This is a genomic window from Pseudoxanthomonas sp., assembly GCF_027498035.1.
Lineage (GTDB): Bacteria > Pseudomonadota > Gammaproteobacteria > Xanthomonadales > Xanthomonadaceae > Pseudoxanthomonas_A.
In genome coordinates this window covers 4,067,996-4,086,285 of record NZ_CP114978.1, presented here as the reverse complement: position 1 = coordinate 4,086,285, position 18,290 = coordinate 4,067,996, and the positions used below count along the sequence as shown (strand labels likewise).

Genomic DNA, 18,290 nt, shown 5'->3' with positions numbered 1-18,290 from the left:
GGCGGCCATCCAGACTACACAACCGGACTTCCTGATCGCTTAGAAGTCGTACTGCACGCCAAAACGGAAATAACGCGGGGCGGTGGTCGCCATCGTCCTCCCGTAGCTGGCATTGACCGAACTGCTGGTCCCGTAGTAGGGGTACCAGCGAGTCACACGCTGCTGGTCGAGCACGTTATAGACCATCCCAGTGAACGCCAAGCGCTTCTTGCCCCACTCCGGACGATACTCCGCACTCAGGCTCAGGATCTCCGACCACGGGAAGCGACCCGCGCTACCCGTCGGTGAAGGCTTGCCGGCGCACCAGTGATAGTACGTACCGTATTCGGCCGCACTCTGGTCGGTACCGTAATAACCCAGGCAGGTCTTGGGAGTACCAGATGCCACGGTCAGGTTTGCACCCAGCAACCACTCGTCGGTCAGCTGGTAGGAACCGTATGCCTTCAGGGTGTGACGACGATCATTCGCCAGATAACCATTGGAGTACTCCATCAGGCGTGCGTAGTCAAAATCGACCGTCATGCTGACGTCGTCCTGCCCGGTGTTGCTGTTGACCTGACCCTCGGTGTTGCCCTGCAACTTGGACCACACATAGTCGACCTTGGCATACCACTTGCCGTCGAACGGACGCTCAAGGAACAACTCCAGCGCCTTGTAGTTGCGCTTGGCCTTGCCCATGCCCAATTCGTCGCTGGTCACGGTGAAACTGTCGTAACCACCCGAACTGTTGGCGACGCGGAAAGTGTTGGTCTTGCCCGGGTTGAACAGCAGGCAACCGTAGCCGTCCGCGGCCAGGTCGACGTCATAGCCCAGCTTCTCGGTGGCCACCGCACTCAGGGTGGTCATGTCGCAGGTGTCTTCGATCGCGTTCTTCAGCTGGCGATAGGTGGCCTTGGCACCATAGACCCAGCTGGTGTCACCCAGCTTGCTGCCAAAGCCCAACATGTACTCGTCCTGGTATTGCGCTTCCAGGCTGGAAGCAGCCACCGTCGCCGCATCCGGGGCCTGACCGTACTCATTGTTGGCCGAAACCGCACCACCCGTACTTGAATCGATAGCCGTCAGACCAGTCGGAATGCCGTTGGAGTCAATGCCCGTGTAGGTGAAGTATTCGGTGGTGTACAGCGAGCCAGACGCGCCGCGCAACGCAACACTGGTGGGCATGGCCAGGTAGTAGCGACCGGCATTACCGTAGATGCGCATGGACTGGTCACCCTTGACGTCCCAGCTGAAGCCCAGGCGCGGCGCCCACTGTGGCGTGGTCAGGCGGACATATGCCTGCCCGTCGCTGTTGTAGTTAGTGAACTGGTCATTGCGCAGGCCCAGGCTCAGCAGCAGGTTGTCGGTGAACTGCCAATTGTCCTGGATGTACTGCGCGCGCTGCCTCACCTCGACCGAGGCACTGGTGCTGTAGGTGACCTTGCTTACGTAATAGCCATTGGCGCTTGCCGGTACCGGATCCACCCATACCGTCGAGCTGCTGTCATCACCCACCAGATAGGCACCTGACGTGTCGTAGCCATACGACCAGATGTAGCCGCTGCCACTGTAGGTATCGCCATCGTTGTAGTCGTAGGTGTCGTGGTTGTCGATACCGACGGTGATGTCGTGGTTGCCAAGCTTCCAGTTCAACTCAAGGCGCAGATCCTTGACGCCCGCCACCTTGCTGGTGTTGTCGGCGTACGCGGAGGTCTGTGCCGAACTGACGTACTCACCGTCCGGGGTCAGTGCAAGATTCTGATTGGTAATGTTCGAGACGTAGGTCAGCGAGTTATCCAGGCCCGGTGTCACCGACGCATAGTTGACACGCTGGCGACCGTACTGAGCAGTAAAGGTCAAATCATCAGTCAGGTAGCTGGTCCACTTTGACACCCAGTCGGTCGCGTTGACCTTGGTGTGTGTGTCGTAGGCCAGGAAATCCCCCGTCGTCCCGGTCGTGGAATCATAATCGTACTGGATACCGCTGTACTGATGCTTGTTCTTGATGCCAGTGAACTCAAGAAGATTGTTGTCGTTGATGTGCCAATCGAGCTTCACATAAGCCTTCGGATCCGTGTAGGCGTATTCGGTGTTGTATCCGTAACTGGTCGAAGCGACGCTGTTGCCTGCCTGCCGTGCGCCTTCGATGGCGCCAAAGAAGTACAAGCGATCTGCGATCAGCGGACCACCCGCATAGGCGCTGTAGCGAGTCTGATAATTGCTGCTTCCCGAACGGCGCTGATAGATCTTGCCATCGGTGGTGCGGCCATTGTTCGGGTAATAGATATCGGTCTGATCGCTGCGCAGGGAAGCCGGCGTCCATTCGGCACTGAAGCCGTAGTGCCACTCGTCTGTACCGCGTTTACCGACCTGGCTGATCACGCCACCGTCGGCGCGGCCGTATTGGGCACCGTAGCCGCCGGTCAGGACTTCCTGCTGGTCGATGGCGCCATACGGCAGGGTAATACCACCGAAACCGCTGATGGGATCAGTCGTATTCAACCCATTGATGTAGTAAGCATTCTCGGTGACGGACGCACCACCCAGGGAGACCAGCGAGGTACCCGTGGGACCAGTGAACACACCTGCAGACTGGATTGCGCCCGGTGCCAGCAGGGCGATCGCTTCGGCACTGCGACCGACCGGCAGAATCGCCAACTCCCTCGCGGTGACCACCGAGCTACTACTTACGCTGCTCATATCCAGCGCCGCCGAACGCGTGCCGTGGACGGTCACGGTTCCCAGCTCTGCCGCATCGCCAAAGCTCACCTCGGTACCGGTATTGACGCGCAGCTCCACATCCGATCGGGTACTAACGATCTGGTCACCCTTGCGCAGGGTCAGCTTGTACGTACCAACCGGCAGCGAACCCATGCTGTAGCGGCCGCTGGCATCAATGGAAACCACGCGATTGACGCCAGCACCCTGGATCAGAATGTTGTCACCCTGCGCAGCCGTCACCGAACCATAGACCGAGCCCGTGGTCGACTGCGCATACAGCGTGACAGGTACCACGGAGCCACTCAACAGAACCGAAATGACTGCTTTGCAGAGCATCTTCCGACGGATGTTGTCTTTCTTCTTCATTGATCGCGTATCCCCAAGATCGTTGATTGCACTCCGGGCGTTGCACCCGGGCACACAGTGATGTCGCCGGTGGCTTAACGCTTTCCCACCACAGGCTTAACGGGAAATTAGCGATCCAATGTCGCTGGCGCTCAACGACATGCGCTGACACATGACAAAAATGATCAACATTCGACACCTTGAATCCGGGTCGCTAATGGCGTCTCCGATCCCGCGCCGGCACAACGGCTTTATGCTCCGGCAACCTGCATACACAGGCGCAGCAGCCAATCGACGACCGTCATCGCCATCAGGACGCGGGCCTGAAGCGCGATCTTCACCACCCCACCAACAAAAAACCCCGCCGAAGCGGGGTTCAAGGAAATCTTTGTGACTTTAGTTATTCAGTGACCGGCGCGATGTTCGATGCCTGGGCGCCCTTCGGGCCCTGTGTCACTTCATAGCTGACGCGCTGGCCTTCCAGCAGGGTGCGGAAGCCCTTGGCGTTGATGGCGGTGTGATGTGCAAAGACATCGGCGCTGCCATCTTCCGGCGCGATGAATCCGAAGCCCTTCGCATCGTTGAACCACTTGACGGTACCGTACGGCATAGCTCTTTGTTTCCCCAGAATGGATCGGTGGTGGTGGCACGGCTGGGTAGCCGTACCAGGCCGAGTATGCAAAGACCCGGGCGCGTTGACAATCACCCGCGTGCCAATTCCCCCACCAGCTCGGCCATGCCGGCCGATGCAGCGTCCACATTGGCCAGCACTTCGGCCATGGTGATCTCCTCGCCGGTGCCGCAGCCGGCCGCCCAGTTGGCGATGATCGCCAGGCAGGCATAGTCCAGCCCCAACTCGCGTGCCAGCCCAGCTTCGGGCATGCCGGTCATGCCGACCAGGTCGCAGCCGTCGCGGCGCAGGCGGGCGATTTCAGCCTTGGTTTCCAGGCGCGGGCCCTGGGTGGCGCCATAGCAGCCACCATCGACCACCTTGACCCCGGTGACGCGCGCGGCGGCCAGGATCTTGTGGCGCAGCATTGGCGTGTACGGGTCGCCGAAGTCCACGTGCAGGACGTCGCCGCCCTCCTCGCACAGGGTCGAGATCCGTCCCCAGGTGTAGTCGATCAGCTGGTCCGGGCAGGCCAGCACGCGCGGGCCGAAGCGCTCGGTGATGCCACCGACGGTGTTCAGCGCCAGCACGCGGGTCGCGCCCAGGCTCTTCAGCGCGGCCAGGTTGGCGCGGTAGTTCACCTTGTGCGGCGGCAGCGAATGGCCTTCGCCATGCCGGGCCAGAAAGGCCACGCGCTTGCCCAGCACGGTGCCGACCCGGACCGGGCCGGACGGCGCACCGTAGGGCGTCTCGACATGGCGGGTGTCAACGTCATCCAGCGTGGCCAGCTTGTAGACGCCGGTGCCGCCGATGATCGCCAGGTCGATGTGCTGGCTCACGCGTCCTCCTTCATGGCGTAGATCGCAGGCAGGTTGCGCAGCAACTCGTGCACGTCCATGCCGAAGCCGAACACGTAGCGGTCCGGCACGGTCACGCCCACGTAGTCGGCCTTGATGCCCTGCACGCAGCGATCATGCTGCTTGACCGTCATCGCGGCGATGCGCACGTCGGTCGCGCCCTGCTCCAGGCACCAGGCACGCACGTTCATCAGGGTGTGGCCTTCGTCCAGGATGTCGTCCACCAGCAGCACGCGGCGGCCGTACAGCGCGGTGGCGGGGCGATGCTTCCAGACCAGCTCGCCGCCTTCGGTCTCGCCGCGGTAGCGGGTGGCGTGCAGGTAATCGAACTGCAGGTCCTGGTTGCGCGCGCCCAGCTCGAGCGACAGCTGGCCGGCGAACTGCAGGCCACCATGCATGATGGTCAGGAACATCGGCACTTCGCCGGCGTAGTCGGCGGCGATAGCGTCAGCCATGGCGGCGATGGCGGCATCCAGCGTGGGACGGTCCACCAGCAGGTCGGCGTTGGCCAGGGCCTGGCGGATGGTGGGGGCGGTATCAGACATCAGGCGGTTCCCTTGGAGGATGGCAGGCGCGCGAGCGCCGGTTCGTAACGCGTGTCGGCCAGCAGGCCTTCCCACGCGCGTGGGCCGCGGCCGATCAGTCCGATCAGCGCGGCGGTATTGAGACTGCGGCCTTCGACGGCGCGCAGGGCGTCCTCGACGACTTCAGGGTGACAGGCCAGCACGACATCGCAACCGGCATCCAGGTGCAATGCCACGCGCTGGGCGACGCCGCCGGCCGAATGGGCGGCCGCCATGGAGATGTCGTCGGAGAACACCACGCCACGGAATCCCATGTCCTGGCGCAGCAGGTTGATCCAGCGCGGCGAATAGCCCGCCGGCTCCGGCGCCACGGCCGGATACACCACGTGCGCCAGCATCACGGCGTCGGCGCCGGCATCGATGCCCGCGGCAAACGGCACCAGGTCTTCGGCCTGCAACGTGGCCAGCGGACGCGGATCGGTTGCATCGTCGAAATGCGTGTCTTCCAGCACCGTGCCGTGCCCGGGGAAGTGCTTGAGCGTGGCGGCCATGTCGGCGTCGTGCATGCCGCGCACATAGGCGCGGGTGAACGCGGCCACGACCTGCGGATCGGCATGGAAGGCGCGGTTGCCGATCGCCTTGTTGCCACGGCCCAGGTCCACCACCGGCGCGAAACTCAGGTCCACGCCGCTGGCGCGCACTTCGCTGGCCATCAGCCAGGCGTGGTCATGGGCCTGCTCCAGCGCACCTTTCGGATCGGTGGCGTACTGGGCGCCGAAGGTTTCCAGCGGCGGCAATGCGGCGTAGCCATCGCGGAAGCGCTGCACGCGGCCGCCTTCCTGGTCCACGCAGACCAGCAGCGGGCGCGGCGCGGCTTCGCGGATCGAAGCAGCCAGCTGGGTCACCTGCTGGCGCGATGCGAAATTGCGTGCGAACAGGATCACCCCGGCCACGGCATCGTGCTGCAGCCAGTGGCGTTCGTTGGCGGCCAGTTTGGTGCCGGCGATGCCGATCACAAGCATGTCAAAGCAATCCTCTTAGGCGACGTCTGCGGCGCGGCGTTCGTCCTCGCTCCACTGCGAGTACGGACGATCGGCCAGGGCGAGATTGTAATAGCGCAGGCTGTCGGTCACCTGCCGGCCCAGCCAGGCCGGGCGCTCGAAGGCCTCGTCGGCGTGGCCCAGCTCGATCTCGGCCACCACCAGCCCGGCGTTTTCACCGGCGAATTCGTCGATTTCCCACAGATGTTCGCCGACGGTGACCAGGTGGCGGGTCTTTTCGACCAGCCCACCCACGCACAGCTTGAGCAGGGCCTGTGCATCAGCCACAGGGATCGGGTATTCGAATTCCTGGCGGGTGTGGCCGGTCTCGCGGGATTTCAGGTTCAGCGCGGCGGTGTCACCTTCGATCCGCACCCGCACCGAGGCCTTCTGCGCCCCGCCGGCCACCACGGACAGATCGTTGAGGTAGCCCTGCGCCATCGGGATGGCCCGGTGCGCCGCTGCGCGCCAGGCCTCGTTGGCCAGCAGGAATTTGCGTTCGATTTCCAGACCCATGTGCGACACCAGATGAAGAAAGGCCCGGCAACGCCGGGCCGATAGCCTAGACCAGCACCCGTTACCGGAGCGCTAGCCAAGCAGCAGATTTCAGCGCTCGAACAACGCAATCGATTCCACGTGCGCGGTGTGCGGGAACATGTCCATCACCCCGGCACTGACCAGCCGGAAGCCACACTCGTTGACCAGATAGCCGGCGTCGCGCGCCAGCGAGCCCGGGTGGCAGCTGACGTAGACGATGCGGTTGAAGTTCTTCAGCGGTAGCTGCTTGAGCACGTCGATCGCGCCCGAGCGCGGCGGGTCCAGCAGCAGCTTGTCGAAGCCCTGCTTCATCCAAGGCGCGTTGCGTTGGTCCTGGGTCAGGTCGGCGGCGAAGAACTGCGCGTTGGCCAGCCCGTTGCGCACTGCGTTTTCCTGCGCGCGCGCAACCAGGCCGGCCTCGCCTTCCACGCCCACCACTTCGCCCACCAGTCGCGCCATCGGCAGGGTGAAGTTGCCCAGCCCGCAGAACAGGTCCAGCACCCGCTCGCCCGGCTGCAGGTCCAGCAGCTTGAAGGTGTGGGCGATCATCGTCTCGTTGAGCTTGGCGTTGACCTGGATGAAGTCCAGTGGCCGGAACGTCAGCTCAACATCCCACGGCGCCAACCGGAACGACAGCGGCACTTCCGCCGGCCACAGCGGATGCACGGTGTGGTTGCCACCGGGCTGCAGGAAGATGGCGAAGTTCTCGGCCTGTGCGAACGCAGTGAGCTTCTCGATATCGCCGGGCGTCAACGGATTCATGTGGCGGAACACGAACGCGATGGCGTCGTCGCCGGCGATGAACTCGATCTGCGGGATGTCGGCGCGGCCGTCCAGGCTGTCGACCAACTGTGCCAGCACGTCGATCTTGAAGCCGATCTCCGGGATCACCGTGTGGCATTCGCGCAGCTCGGCGACGAAGCGCGGATCCTGCTCGCGGAAACCGACCAGGGTCTTGCCCTTCTTCTCGACGCGACGCACGGAGAAGCGGCCCTTGCGGCGATAACCCCAGCTGCCTTCGCACAGCGGCGCCAGCACCGATTCGGGTTTGACGTGGCCGATGCGCTCCAGGTTTTCCATCAGCGTGTGCTGCTTGGCGGCGATCTGCTTGGTTTCGTCCAGGTGCTGCAGCACGCAGCCACCGCAGGTGCCGAAATGCGGGCAGCGCGGGGTCACCCGGTCCGGCGAGGCCTCCAGCACTTCCAGCGTGCGGGCTTCATCGAAATGGCGGCTCCTGGCGGTCTGTTCGACCAGCACGCGCTCGCCCGGCAGGGCGCCACGGACGAACACGGCCTTGCCGGATTCGCCCTCCACCAGCGGCGGGCGGCGGGCCACGCCCCGGCCGTCATGGCTCAGGTCGTGGACGTTGAGTTCAAAAGGGGTCTTGTCGATGCGCGGGGAACGGGCCACGTGGCGGTCTGGCTGCGTGCAGGGAATCGCGTATTGTCGCAGATGCGCCGGGCGCGGCAGCCGGCGCGGTTCCAGCGCGCGCCGACAGGCACCCTTTCACGGAGGAATGAGGTCATGACACCCCGCATCCTGCTGGTCGAGGACGACCCGACCACCGCCGAATTCATGCGCGTGGCGCTGGAAGCCCTGCCCGCCACGGTCCAGACCGCGCGCAGCCAGGCCGAAGCCCTGGGTTTGGCGCAGACCTTCGACCTGTGCCTGGTGGACGCCAACCTGCCCGACGGCCGCGGCGAAGACCTGCTGCAACGCCTGCGCACGCGCCAGCCTGGCCTGCCCGCGCTGGCCCACACCGCCGATCATTCGCCAGCCCTGCACGCCACGTTGTGTGAAGCAGGCTTCGCCGCGGTGGTGGTCAAACCGGTCGCCGCCGCCGCGCTGCGCCAGGCCGCGCTGGGCGTACTGGAATCCCGCGCACCGCGACCCACCGCCGCGGTGCAGGCAGGCAGCGATGACCTGCCGGTCTGGGACGACGCCAGCGCACTGGCCGCCCTGGGCGGCAACGCCACGCACCTGCAGACGCTGCGCGACCTGTTCCTGCAGGAGCTCGACGTGCAGGCTGCGGCCATCATCACGGCCCTGGCCAGCGGCGACTGGGCTACCGCACACCAGCAGCTGCATCGCTTGCGCGCGAGCACCGGTTTCGTCGGTGCCGCACGGCTGCAGGCCGCAGCCCAGACCCTGGACGCCGGCCTGCCCGATCTTTCTGGTGAACCCGCGTTCCAGGCCGCCTGGCAGCAGACCCGCGCGTAGGAGCGGGCCATCGGCTCGAGAACTTGACCGATAAAGCCACATCGCCCCCTGTGGCCGTGCGGTTCAGCACACAGCCCCGGGTAAACCCGGCGCATCCAGGGCTCGCGAGACGTTTTGCAGGCGGCCCTCGCTCGTCTGTAGAGCCGAGCTTGCTCGGCTGAGGCCTTCCCGGCGGAGCTTCAGCCGAGCAAGCTCGGCTCTACAGGCATCGAGCGAGTCCATCCATCCCAATCCCGCGCAATCCCGCTAGGCAGCATCCGGGTCCGGCAAGCGTGGAGCGCGCGGCAGCGCAGCCAACATTTCCCAGGACTTCAGTCCACGCGGGCCGAGATGATGCGAGAGCAGTTGGCGCATGGCGCGGCGCAGGTCGGCAAGATCCGATGGCTCGGGCAGCGTGTCGTTCGCCAGTGCCAGCAACGCCTGCCCGGTCGGTGCGGACTGGCGCTCGCCAGCGCGCTCGCTGAGCAAGCGACGCGCGCCGTGTTCGGGGTCCAGCCGGTAGCGCGCCGCTGGATCAATCGGCTCGCCATCGCCATCGATGTCCAGGCCGACGCCGAATCCCAGCGAATCCAGCAGGTCGCGTTCGAACCGGCGCAACGTCCAGCCCAGCGCCGCGCCATGCGCCAGCCGCGCGCGCACTTTCGCATACGCCACGAACAGGTCCGGCTGCGGGTCCTGGCGCGGCACCAGCCGCAGCATCAGCTCGTTGACGTAGAAAGCCGAGAGCATCGCCTCGCCTTCCAGCCGCGGCGCCGCATCCAGCGCTTCGGCCGACACCAGCCGCCCCAGCTCGCCGCGCAGCTGCGCGCTCAGGCGGATGTGCTGCAGCGGCTGCAGCGCGGCCCGCAGCACATGCCGCTTCGGCCCCTGCACGCCGCGCGCGATCAGCCCGACCCGACCATGCTGGTCGGTCAGCACTTCCACCAGCAGGCTGGTCTCGCGCCAAGGGCGGGTGTGCAGGACGAAGGCAGTGACGTCATCGAGTTGCATGGGGGGCTCGGAACTCGGCGCTCCCGACGACGTCACTCGTAACCGAACGCCTTCAGCGCCGTTTCGTCATCCGACCAGCCTTCGCGCACGCGGACCCAGGTTTCCAGGAACACCTTGCGGTCGAACAGGTGCTCCATCTGCTGGCGCGCCTTGGTACCGATGTCCTTCAGGCGGGCGCCGCCCTTGCCGATGACGATGGCCTTCTGGGTTTCGCGCTCGACCCAGATCACCGCTCCGATGCGCAGCATGTTGCCGTCCACGGTGAAGCTTTCGATCTCGGTGGTCGTGGCGTATGGAAGCTCGGCGCCGAGCTGGCGCATCAGCTGCTCGCGGATCAGCTCACCGGCCAGGAAACGTTCGCTGCGGTCGGTGATTTCGTCCTCGCCAAACATCGCCGGCGCCTCGGGCAGGTGCGACAGCACGTCACGCACCAGAGCCTCCAGGCCGTTCTTCTTCAATGCCGAGATCGGATGCACGGCAGCGAAGATGCGGCCTTCGGTGATCTGGGCCAGGAACGGCAGCAGCTCGGATTTTTCCTTGAGCCGGTCGACCTTGTTGATCACCAGCACCACCGGGATGCCGGTATCGCTGAGGACGTTGTAGGCCAGGGTGTCGGTCTCGTCCCAGCGGCCGGCTTCGATCACCAGCAGGCCGGCATCGACGCCTTCCAGCGCACCGCGCGCGGCACGATTCATCACCCGGCTCATCGCCGAGGCCGAATACTTGCCCTGCTGCTTGTGCAGGCCGGGTGTATCGACCAACACGATCTGCCCCTCCGGGAAGGTCGCGATGCCCAGCAGCCGGTGCCGCGTAGTCTGCGGGCGACTGGAGGTGATGGACACCTTGGCCCCGACCAGCGCATTGGTCAGGGTGGATTTGCCGACGTTGGGACGGCCGATGACCGCAACGCTGCCGCTGCGGTGGGATGCTGGGGTATTCATGGCAGGAAGCTTAGAGCGTACGGGGAATGAGTGCGAATGATCGTGATCTTCCCTGTAGAGCCGAGCTTGTGGCGATCCCCTTTTGGGGACTCGGCTGGAGCTTTGCCGGGAATGCCCCCAGCGGAGCAAGCTCCGCTCTACAGGGCGCGCGATCGGCATCGGGGGGCAGGTCTATTTGCGTGGCAACTGGCTGATGACACCGGCCGCGGCCGCCTGTTCGGCGACCCTGCGCGAATTGCCCTCGCCTTCTGCGGAGAGCGACGGCTCGCTGGTGACGCAGCGCACCTGGAAATGCCGGGCGTGTTCCTCGCCCGTTTCGGAAACCAGTTCGTAGACCGGCAGCGGCTTCTGCTTACCCTGCAGCCATTCCTGGAGCCGGGTCTTGGGATCTTTTTCCGGCTTGCCGACCGGCAGCGCTGCCAGCGAGGCTTCGAACCAGGGCAGGACCCGGTCGCGGCAGGCCTCGAAACCGGCATCCAGATAGATGGCTGCCACGACCGCTTCCAGAGCGTCGGCCAGGATCGAATCGCGACGATGGCCGCCGGACTTCATTTCGCCAGGACCCATGGTCAGGCGCGCGCCCAGTTCGAGTTCGCGCGCGAGCGTGGCCAGCGAAGCTTCGCGTACAAGTTCGGCCCGGGCGCGGGTCAGCGCGCCTTCGTCGGCCTTGGGCCAGCGCTGGAACAGCACCTCGGCGATCAGCAGGTTGACGATGCCGTCGCCGAGGAATTCCAGTCGCTCGTTGTGCGGCGTGCCGGCGCTGCGATGGGTCAGCGCCTGTGCCAGCAGCTGCGGATCAGCGAAACGGTGGCCGATCCGGTCACTGCCGGCGGCGGGCTCAGCCTTCGCCACCACCACTCCGGGTGATGTCCTGGGACACCTCGAACTTGCCGACCACATCCAGGTTGCCGACCAGCGGCTTGCGCACCTCGTACTGGACATGCATGTTCCAGCCCGCATCGATGCGCTTGAACTTCACGTCAGCCGGTTTGACGCTGTCGGAATAGTTGATGTCCAGCCGGCGGAACAGCAGGTCCTGCAGCTTGGCGGGATCCATGTTGGCCGAACCCGGCTCGTCGGCCAGGCCCTTGGCCGCCATCTTCAGCGAGTAGTACTCCTCGTACATCGGGAACAGCTTCATGCCGATGTACGCGGCAAAACCGACCACCGCCAACGTGATCAGGAACCCGATCAGCGTGATGCCACTTTGGTTGCGCTTCATGACCTTCCCCATCCCCATTAGAACAACCAGATCACTCGATGCCATGCCCGATGCGGGACGGATCGAACCCGTTCTTGCAGAACCAGCCTTCGCAATTGAGCCAGATCAGGAACGCCTTGCCCCTGAGATTCTCCTCGGGCAGGAAGTGCGTATCCGTCCACAGGCGGCCGTCCTCGCTATTATCACGATTGTCGCCCATCACGAAATAGTGGCCAGCCGGCACCGTCCAGGTACCTTCGCCGGTGTAGCGCCCCAGATCCTCGTACAAGGTGTGGGTGTGGCCCGGCAGGTCTTCCTGCAACAGGGTGACCCGGTCACTGCCAGGCGGCAGGCCCCGGCCGGTATAGCTGCCCAGCGGCTTGTACTGCACCTCGGTGCCATTCACCGACAGCGTGTTGCCGGTGAAGCTGATGGTGTCGCCCGGCAGGCCGACGATGCGCTTGACCCAGTTGTTTTCCGGATCCATCGGCGGCTTGAACACCACCACGTCGCCGCGCTTGGGCTCGCCGATCGGCAGGAACTTGGTGTTGGTGATCGGCAGGCGCAGGCCGTAGGAGAACTTGTTGACCAGGATGAAATCGCCGATCAGCAGGTTGGGCATCATCGAGGCCGACGGGATCTTGTACGGCTCGGCGACGAAGCTGCGCAGGATCAGCACGATGGCCAGCACCGGGAAGAACGCCTTGGAGTAATCGACCAGGACCGGCTCTTCGTCCAGCAGGCCAGACCTGGCAGCGCGGCGCTTGGCCAGGAACAGCTTGTCGGCCAGCCAGATCACGCCGGTCAGCAGGGTGAGCACCACCAGGATTGTTTCGAACCAGACCATCGTTTTTCCTAGAACTGGAGAACCGGGACTCCCCGGCGATCACACATGCGAACCCGGCCTTCCGCGCGCAGCGCAGGCCAGTCGCGTCCCTTACTTGCTGTCGACCTGCAACACGGCCAGGAAAGCTTCCTGCGGAATCTCCACGCGGCCGACCTGCTTCATGCGCTTCTTGCCTTCCTTCTGCTTTTCCAGAAGTTTCTTCTTGCGGCTGATGTCGCCGCCATAGCACTTGGCCAGCACGTTCTTGCGCATCGCCTTGACCGTGGACCGGGCGATGATCTGCGCGCCGACCGCAGCCTGGATGGCCACGTCGAACATCTGCCGCGGGATCAGTTCGCGCATCTTCTCGGTCAGTTCGCGGCCACGACGATCGGCGTGGCTGCGGTGCACGATCAGGCTGAGCGCATCGACCTTGTCGCCATTGATCAGCGTATCCAGGCGCACGAACGGGCCTTCCTGGAAGCGCAGGAACGCGTAATCCAGCGACGCGTAGCCACGGCTGACCGACTTGAGCTTGTCGAAGAAATCCAGCACCACCTCGGCCATCGGCAGTTCATAGCTGATCTGCACCTGGCTGGCCAGGTACTGGATGCTGATCTGCACGCCGCGCTTTTCCTCGCACAGCTTGATGATCGCGCCGATGTAGGCCTCGGGCGTGAGGATGTTGGCGCGGATGATGGGCTCGCGCACTTCCTGGATCAGGTTGGACTGCGGCAGTTTGGATGGGTTATCCAGCGACAGGATGCTGCCGTCGGTCTTGAGCACTTCGTAGACCACGGTCGGCGCGGTGCCGATCAGGTCCAGGTCGTATTCGCGCTCCAGGCGCTCCTGCACGATCTCCATGTGCAGCATGCCGAGGAAGCCGCAGCGGAAGCCGAAGCCCATCGCCTCGGAGCTTTCCGGCTCGAACCGCAGCGCCGCGTCATTCAGGCGCAGCTTGTCCAGCGCCTCGCGCAGTGCCGGGTAGTCCTCGGCATTGACCGGGAACAGGCCGGAGAACACGCGCGGCTGCATTTCCTGGAAGCCCGGCAGCGGCTTGGCTGCCGGATCGCTGGCCAGGGTCAGGGTGTCGCCGACCGGCGCGCCATGCACATCCTTGATCGAGGCGGTGATCCAGCCCACTTCGCCCGCGCGCAGCTTCGGCAGCTCCTTGCGCTTGGGGGTGAACACGCCGACCTTGTCGACCTCGTGGGTGCGGCCGGTGGACATCACCAGGAGCTTGCTCTTCGGGCCGATCTCGCCCTGCATCACGCGCACCAGCGAGACCACGCCCAGGTAGTTGTCGAACCAGGAATCGATGATCAGCGCCTGCAGCTTGTCGGTATCGCGCGGCACCGGCGGCGGAATGCGCTGGACGATCGCCTCCAGCACCAGGTCCACGTTCAGGCCGGTCTTGGCGCTGACGGGCACCGCGTCGTCGGCGTCGATGCCGATGACGGCTTCGATCTCGGCCTTGGCCTTGTCGATGTCGGCCGTGGGCAGGTCGATCTTGTTCAGCACCGGCACCACTTCCAGGCCCTGCTCCACCGCGGTGTAGCAGTTCGCCACCGACTGGGCTTCCACGCCCTGGGCGGCATCAACCACCAGCAGCGCGCCCTCGCAGGCGGCCAGCGAGCGGCTGACTTCGTAGGAGAAGTCCACGTGCCCGGGGGTGTCGATGAAATTCAGCTGGTAGGTCTGCCCGTCCTTGGCCGTATACGGCAGGGACACGGACTGGGCCTTGATGGTGATGCCGCGCTCGCGCTCGATCGGGTTCGAGTCGAGCACCTGCGCCTCCATCTCACGGGCCTGCAGACCACCGCACAGCTGGATGATGCGGTCGGCCAGCGTGGACTTGCCGTGGTCGACATGGGCGATGATCGAGAAATTGCGGATGTTCCGCATCGAGGCGGGTGATTCAGGCGGCATGGAGGCGGCGGCTCGGGGCCGTCGTAGGACAAACGAGGATTATCGCATGGCAGCATGCGGGCCGCCCGGATCGGGCGGCCCGGGGTGCGCCGGGCGGTTTCCCGGCGCGACAGGCGGAGATCAGCCTTCGCCGCCGACGGTGACGGCCACGAACTGCTTGACGCCGCGCTGGCTCTGGATCAGCAACATCAGGACATCGCCCTTCTTGACCCCGGCCACGGCCTTGTTGAAATCGGCGACGCTGCCGATGGCACTGCGGTTGACCTGCAGCACGATCAGGCCCGGCGACAGGCCGGTGTCAGCCGCCAGGTCGCGGTTGACACCGGAGATGACCACCCCGCCGTCCGGCAGACCCAGGCGCTGGCGCTGTGCCTCGGGCAGCGCCTGGACCGAAAAGCCGAGCACCTTGGGCGTGACCGATGGCGCCTTGTCGGCACTGTCTTCTTTGTCACGCCCGCCGCCGGTGGTCGCATCCAGGGCCTTCTGGTCCAACGCCGTCAGGGTGACATCCACCTTGCGCGGCTTGCCATCGCGGATCACGGTCAGGGTGACCTTGGTGCCCGGCGGCAGCGGCGCCACGCGCGACGGCAGGTCGGAATAATCAGTGACCTTCTCTCCGTTGAATTCGGTGATCACGTCCATCGGCTTGATCCCGGCCTTCTCGGCACCGCTGCCCGGGGACACCGTGGTGACCATCACGCCATTGGTATCGGGCAGGCCGAGCTTCTTGGCCATGCTTTCGCTGATCTCGGCATTCATCGCCACGCCCAGCATGGCGCGACTGACCTTGCCGGTCTTCTTCAGCTGGTCGGCGGCACTGATCGCCAGGTCGATCGGGATCGCGAAGCTGATGCCCATGTAGCCGCCCGACTGGGAAAAGATCTGCGAGTTGATGCCGACCACTTCACCGGAGGTATTGAGCAGCGGGCCGCCTGAATTGCCCTGGTTGATGGCCACGTCGGTCTGGATGAAACGCACGTAGTTCGACCCGCCCATTCCCGCCTGGGTGCGGCCGGTGGCGCTGACCACGCCAGCGGTGACCGAGTGGTCCAGGCCGAACGGCGAACCGATCGCCACCACCCACTGGCCCGCCTTGAGGTTGTTCGACTCGCCCATGCGCAGCGATGGCAGGCTCTTGGCGTCGATCTTCAGCAGGGCCACGTCGTAGCCCTTGTCGGTCCCGATCACCTTGGCCTTGAACGAGCGACCGTCGGACAGTTTCACCTTGACGTTGCTGGAGCCATCGACCACATGGTTGTTGGTCAGGATGTAGCCGTCGGGCGAGATGATGAAGCCCGAACCCATCGATTCACCGCGCGGACGCGCATTGCCGCGACCGCCGCCCTGCCCCGGCATCTGCATGCCCGGACCGAAGATCTGGCGGAAGATTTCCGGGATCTGCGACTGGTCCAACTGCGACTGGTCGTCATCGCCATCGCTATCGCTGTCACTGGCCTGCTCATCGTCGTCGGCACTGCTGTCGCCGCCGCCGATGGTGGCATCGATGTTGACCACGCCGGGGGCGACCTGTTCGACCAGGCGGGTGAAGTCCGGCAGGCCGGTGACAATCTGCGGGGCACTGCTCTGGGCGATGGTCGGCGCAATTGCCGCGGCGCCACCGGCGTCCTGCTTGGCGCAGGCGGCCAGCGGCATGGTGAGGGAAATCAGGCCAATCAGGCCATTGCGGGCACGTGGATTCATCGACTGCTTGCCTCTTGCGTCGCGGGAAAGGGGAGGTGGATCGCACGCGGCGCGCCAGGCGCCACGCGCTGGCATCACGGCTGCGGTGGGCTCTCGGCGTCAGCGGCCGATCCGGAAGTGGCCGGTTGCACATCGGGCAGGCGCGGCTGGAACGGGTAATACGGTGCCTGCTCGCCCGGCGTGTAGCCGGCCGTGTAGCTGCCGCCCGCGCGGAACTGCGGCAGCGATGCGCGCGGCCACGGACGGGCACTGGCCTGCCCCAGGTGCGCACCGGAGAACGGGTCCTGCGTGTTGGCCGGTGTCTCGGCAGCAACGGCCCGCGCCGGAGGCGCATTCACCGCCGCCAGCGCCTGCCGGGTCACGTTGGCCGTCGCCCGTGCGGCCTGCTGGTTGCGGGTGGCGCTGCCACGACGGCTGTCGCTGTCGATCCGACGCGGCAGGCTGGCCACGGCCACTGCAGACCCGGCCAGAGCAGCGCCCGCATCAGGCAACGACGGTGCCGGCGCCGGCGTGGAAGGCGGTGCCTGCAACGCGGCAGGCACCGCAGCGCTGGCCAGCTCAGTGGTCTGCACGGTGGCCGCCGGCTTGGACTGCTGCCCGGCCATGAACAACGCGACCAGCGCGACCGACGCGGCAATCGCACCGCCACCCCAGCGCAGCAGGCGGTTGCCGCTGCGGCGGAATTCCTGGTTGGCCGCCGGCTGCACGGACTGCTCGGCGATGGCTGCGGCCACGCGTTCTGCAAATCCCTGCGGCGCCGGTGCCTGGGCGCGGCCACGCAAGACGTCGCCACACAGCTGCCAGCGCTCCCAGGTGTCGTTCAGGGCATCGTCCTCGCCCATGCGGCGCATCAGGAAACGTGCCTGGTCGGGTGCAAGCTCGCCATCCATCAGCGCGGACATCTGCTGGCGGTAGTGCTGCTGGAACTTGTCGTCGATCATCGGGCGCGCTCCCGGGTGGCGCTGTCGGTTTCAAGCAATGGGCGCAGCTCGACGTCGATGGCATCGCGGGCACGGAAGATGCGCGAACGCACCGTGCCGATCGGACAGCCCATCCTTGCAGCAATTTCGTCGTAACTCAGCCCTTCGACCTCGCGCAGGGTGATCGCCATGCGCAGCTCTTCGGGCAGTGCTTCGACCGCCTTCATCACGGTCTGCTCGAGTTGCTGGCGCATGAGTTCGCGCTCGGGCGTATCGGTGTCGCGCAGGCGCGCACCTGAGTCGTACTGTTCGGCGTCGGTCGCATCGACATCGTCGGTGGGCGGGCGTCGGTTGTGGGCAACGAGATGGTTCTTGGCGGTGTTCACGGCGATCCTGTGCAGCCAGGTATAGAACTGCGCGTCTCCACGGAAACTCCCGATGGCGCGGTAGGCGCGCATGAAAGTGTCCTGCGCCACGTCCTGGCACTCGCTCCAGTCATGCACATAGCGGCCGATCAGCGCCAGGATCCTGTGCTGGTACTTGCGCACCAGCAGGTCGAATGCGGCGCTGTCCCCGCGCTGTACGCGCTTGACCAGCTCGAGATCCAGCTCGATGGGTGGATCAGCGTCGGTCATGCCGGGCCGCACGCCTGTGGGCGCCGTCATGGTCCGCATCCTGTGACCGCGGCTGCGGTGGAAAGTTCACCGTCGGCATTAAAATCCTGCTGCATAGGGGTTCGGGTGAGAAAGTAGCGCATCGCGCGTGGACTGCCTGTCAGGTGACCGGCGCCGCTTCGCGTTCCCGGCCTCGCCTTGCGCGCTGCCAGGACCGATGGTCTTGGCAAGGGCTGCGACGCGGGGATCCGGGACGAGGGCAAGCGCATGGCGAGGATGGGGGCGTGAAGCGGCACCCTTAGATGGGGATTTGACGCAGGCCAAACAACCTCACG

Annotated in this window: 18 protein-coding genes; 1 reads left to right on the top strand and 17 read right to left on the bottom strand. The window is 65.2% G+C overall.

Annotated elements, in window-relative coordinates; genetic code table 11:
- Nucleotides 1-39 precede the first annotated feature (39 nt).
- The 8 genes from O8I58_RS18110 to rlmD all read right to left on the bottom strand — a co-directional run bounded on the left by O8I58_RS18110 (nt 40) and on the right by rlmD (nt 8,023).
- Nucleotides 40-3,006 (bottom strand): TonB-dependent receptor, encoded by a 2,967-nt coding sequence (locus tag O8I58_RS18110; RefSeq protein ID WP_298319198.1) that lies wholly within the window; start codon nt 3,004-3,006, stop codon nt 40-42.
- Between the two features lie 290 nt (nt 3,007-3,296).
- Nucleotides 3,297-3,425, bottom strand: a complete 129-nt coding sequence (locus tag O8I58_RS18105; protein WP_298319195.1) for a hypothetical protein — start codon at nt 3,423-3,425, stop codon at nt 3,297-3,299.
- A 20-nt stretch (nt 3,426-3,445) separates the two neighbouring features.
- Nucleotides 3,446-3,655 (bottom strand): cold-shock protein, encoded by a 210-nt coding sequence (locus O8I58_RS18100; RefSeq protein ID WP_298319192.1) that lies wholly within the window; start codon nt 3,653-3,655, stop codon nt 3,446-3,448.
- 92 nt (nt 3,656-3,747) lie between these two features.
- Complete coding sequence (locus tag O8I58_RS18095; RefSeq protein WP_298319189.1) at nt 3,748-4,494, bottom strand: S-methyl-5'-thioinosine phosphorylase; 747 nt, start codon at nt 4,492-4,494, stop codon at nt 3,748-3,750.
- A complete protein-coding gene (locus O8I58_RS18090) occupies nt 4,491-5,057 on the bottom strand; it encodes a hypoxanthine-guanine phosphoribosyltransferase (RefSeq protein ID WP_298319187.1) in 567 nt (188 codons plus the stop codon). The genes O8I58_RS18095 and O8I58_RS18090 overlap by 4 nt, the downstream gene beginning before the upstream one ends.
- On the bottom strand, nt 5,057-6,058 hold the full coding sequence (gene nagZ / locus O8I58_RS18085; protein WP_298319184.1) for a beta-N-acetylhexosaminidase: 1,002 nt from the start codon (nt 6,056-6,058) through the stop codon (nt 5,057-5,059). The genes O8I58_RS18090 and nagZ overlap by 1 nt, the downstream gene beginning before the upstream one ends.
- 15 nt (nt 6,059-6,073) lie before the next feature.
- Entirely contained in the window at nt 6,074-6,592 is a 519-nt protein-coding gene (locus O8I58_RS18080; protein WP_298319182.1) for a CYTH domain-containing protein, read from the bottom strand.
- Nucleotides 6,593-6,682: 90 nt separating this feature from the next.
- Nucleotides 6,683-8,023: a 23S rRNA (uracil(1939)-C(5))-methyltransferase RlmD gene (gene rlmD / locus O8I58_RS18075; protein WP_298319180.1), complete on the bottom strand. Its 1,341-nt coding sequence runs from the start codon at nt 8,021-8,023 to the stop codon at nt 6,683-6,685.
- A gap of 114 nt (nt 8,024-8,137) precedes the next feature.
- On the opposite strand from rlmD, the gene O8I58_RS18070 reads away from it, so the two are divergent.
- A complete protein-coding gene (locus tag O8I58_RS18070) occupies nt 8,138-8,833 on the top strand; it encodes a response regulator (protein WP_298319177.1) in 696 nt (231 codons plus the stop codon).
- A 246-nt stretch (nt 8,834-9,079) separates the two neighbouring features.
- Here O8I58_RS18070 and recO read toward each other — a convergent pair whose 3' ends face one another.
- The 9 genes from recO to rpoE all read right to left on the bottom strand — a co-directional run bounded on the left by recO (nt 9,080) and on the right by rpoE (nt 17,976).
- Nucleotides 9,080-9,823, bottom strand: coding sequence for a DNA repair protein RecO (gene recO, locus O8I58_RS18065; protein WP_298319174.1), 744 nt, complete (start codon nt 9,821-9,823; stop codon nt 9,080-9,082).
- A gap of 32 nt (nt 9,824-9,855) precedes the next feature.
- Nucleotides 9,856-10,764: a GTPase Era gene (gene era / locus O8I58_RS18060; protein WP_298319171.1), complete on the bottom strand. Its 909-nt coding sequence runs from the start codon at nt 10,762-10,764 to the stop codon at nt 9,856-9,858.
- A gap of 171 nt (nt 10,765-10,935) precedes the next feature.
- The gene (gene rnc, locus O8I58_RS18055; protein ID WP_298319168.1) at nt 10,936-11,622 is read right to left on the bottom strand and encodes a ribonuclease III; all 687 of its coding nucleotides are present in this window, start codon (nt 11,620-11,622) and stop codon (nt 10,936-10,938) included.
- The gene (locus O8I58_RS18050; RefSeq protein ID WP_298319166.1) at nt 11,603-11,986 is read right to left on the bottom strand and encodes a DUF4845 domain-containing protein; all 384 of its coding nucleotides are present in this window, start codon (nt 11,984-11,986) and stop codon (nt 11,603-11,605) included. The genes rnc and O8I58_RS18050 overlap by 20 nt, the downstream gene beginning before the upstream one ends.
- A 31-nt stretch (nt 11,987-12,017) precedes the next feature.
- Nucleotides 12,018-12,812, bottom strand: coding sequence for a signal peptidase I (gene lepB / locus O8I58_RS18045; RefSeq protein ID WP_298319163.1), 795 nt, complete (start codon nt 12,810-12,812; stop codon nt 12,018-12,020).
- A 90-nt stretch (nt 12,813-12,902) separates the two neighbouring features.
- Nucleotides 12,903-14,696: a translation elongation factor 4 gene (gene lepA, locus O8I58_RS18040; RefSeq protein WP_298319160.1), complete on the bottom strand. Its 1,794-nt coding sequence runs from the start codon at nt 14,694-14,696 to the stop codon at nt 12,903-12,905.
- A 144-nt stretch (nt 14,697-14,840) separates the two neighbouring features.
- Nucleotides 14,841-16,421 carry a Do family serine endopeptidase gene (locus O8I58_RS18035; protein ID WP_298319157.1) on the bottom strand — a complete coding sequence of 527 codons (1,581 nt, stop codon included), beginning with the start codon at nt 16,419-16,421 and terminating at the stop codon, nt 14,841-14,843.
- A gap of 74 nt (nt 16,422-16,495) precedes the next feature.
- Nucleotides 16,496-17,362, bottom strand: coding sequence for a sigma-E factor negative regulatory protein (locus O8I58_RS18030; RefSeq protein ID WP_298319154.1), 867 nt, complete (start codon nt 17,360-17,362; stop codon nt 16,496-16,498).
- The gene (rpoE, locus tag O8I58_RS18025) at nt 17,359-17,976 is read right to left on the bottom strand and encodes an RNA polymerase sigma factor RpoE (RefSeq protein WP_298323176.1); all 618 of its coding nucleotides are present in this window, start codon (nt 17,974-17,976) and stop codon (nt 17,359-17,361) included. Before rpoE ends, O8I58_RS18030 begins: the two co-directional genes overlap by 4 nt.
- Nucleotides 17,977-18,290 lie beyond the last annotated feature (314 nt).

Bases quoted from the DNA above. Each gene is read 5' to 3' on its own strand.
- O8I58_RS18035 (WP_298319157.1), bottom strand. From the start codon at position 16,421: ATGAATCCACGTGCCCGCAATGGCCTGATTGGCCTGATTTCCCTCACC.
- recO (WP_298319174.1), bottom strand. From the start codon at position 9,823: ATGCAACTCGATGACGTCACTGCCTTCGTCCTGCACACCCGCCCTTGG.
- nagZ (WP_298319184.1), bottom strand. From the start codon at position 6,058: ATGCTTGTGATCGGCATCGCCGGCACCAAACTGGCCGCCAACGAACGC.
- O8I58_RS18090 (WP_298319187.1), bottom strand. From the start codon at position 5,057: ATGTCTGATACCGCCCCCACCATCCGCCAGGCCCTGGCCAACGCCGAC.
- lepB (WP_298319163.1), bottom strand. From the start codon at position 12,812: ATGGTCTGGTTCGAAACAATCCTGGTGGTGCTCACCCTGCTGACCGGC.
- lepA (WP_298319160.1), bottom strand. From the start codon at position 14,696: ATGCGGAACATCCGCAATTTCTCGATCATCGCCCATGTCGACCACGGC.
- O8I58_RS18030 (WP_298319154.1), bottom strand. From the start codon at position 17,362: ATGATCGACGACAAGTTCCAGCAGCACTACCGCCAGCAGATGTCCGCG.
- O8I58_RS18080 (WP_298319182.1), bottom strand. From the start codon at position 6,592: ATGGGTCTGGAAATCGAACGCAAATTCCTGCTGGCCAACGAGGCCTGG.
- O8I58_RS18050 (WP_298319166.1), bottom strand. From the start codon at position 11,986: ATGAAGCGCAACCAAAGTGGCATCACGCTGATCGGGTTCCTGATCACG.
- O8I58_RS18100 (WP_298319192.1), bottom strand. From the start codon at position 3,655: ATGCCGTACGGTACCGTCAAGTGGTTCAACGATGCGAAGGGCTTCGGA.
- rpoE (WP_298323176.1), bottom strand. From the start codon at position 17,976: ATGACCGACGCTGATCCACCCATCGAGCTGGATCTCGAGCTGGTCAAG.
- O8I58_RS18070 (WP_298319177.1), top strand. From the start codon at position 8,138: ATGACACCCCGCATCCTGCTGGTCGAGGACGACCCGACCACCGCCGAA.
- era (WP_298319171.1), bottom strand. From the start codon at position 10,764: ATGAATACCCCAGCATCCCACCGCAGCGGCAGCGTTGCGGTCATCGGC.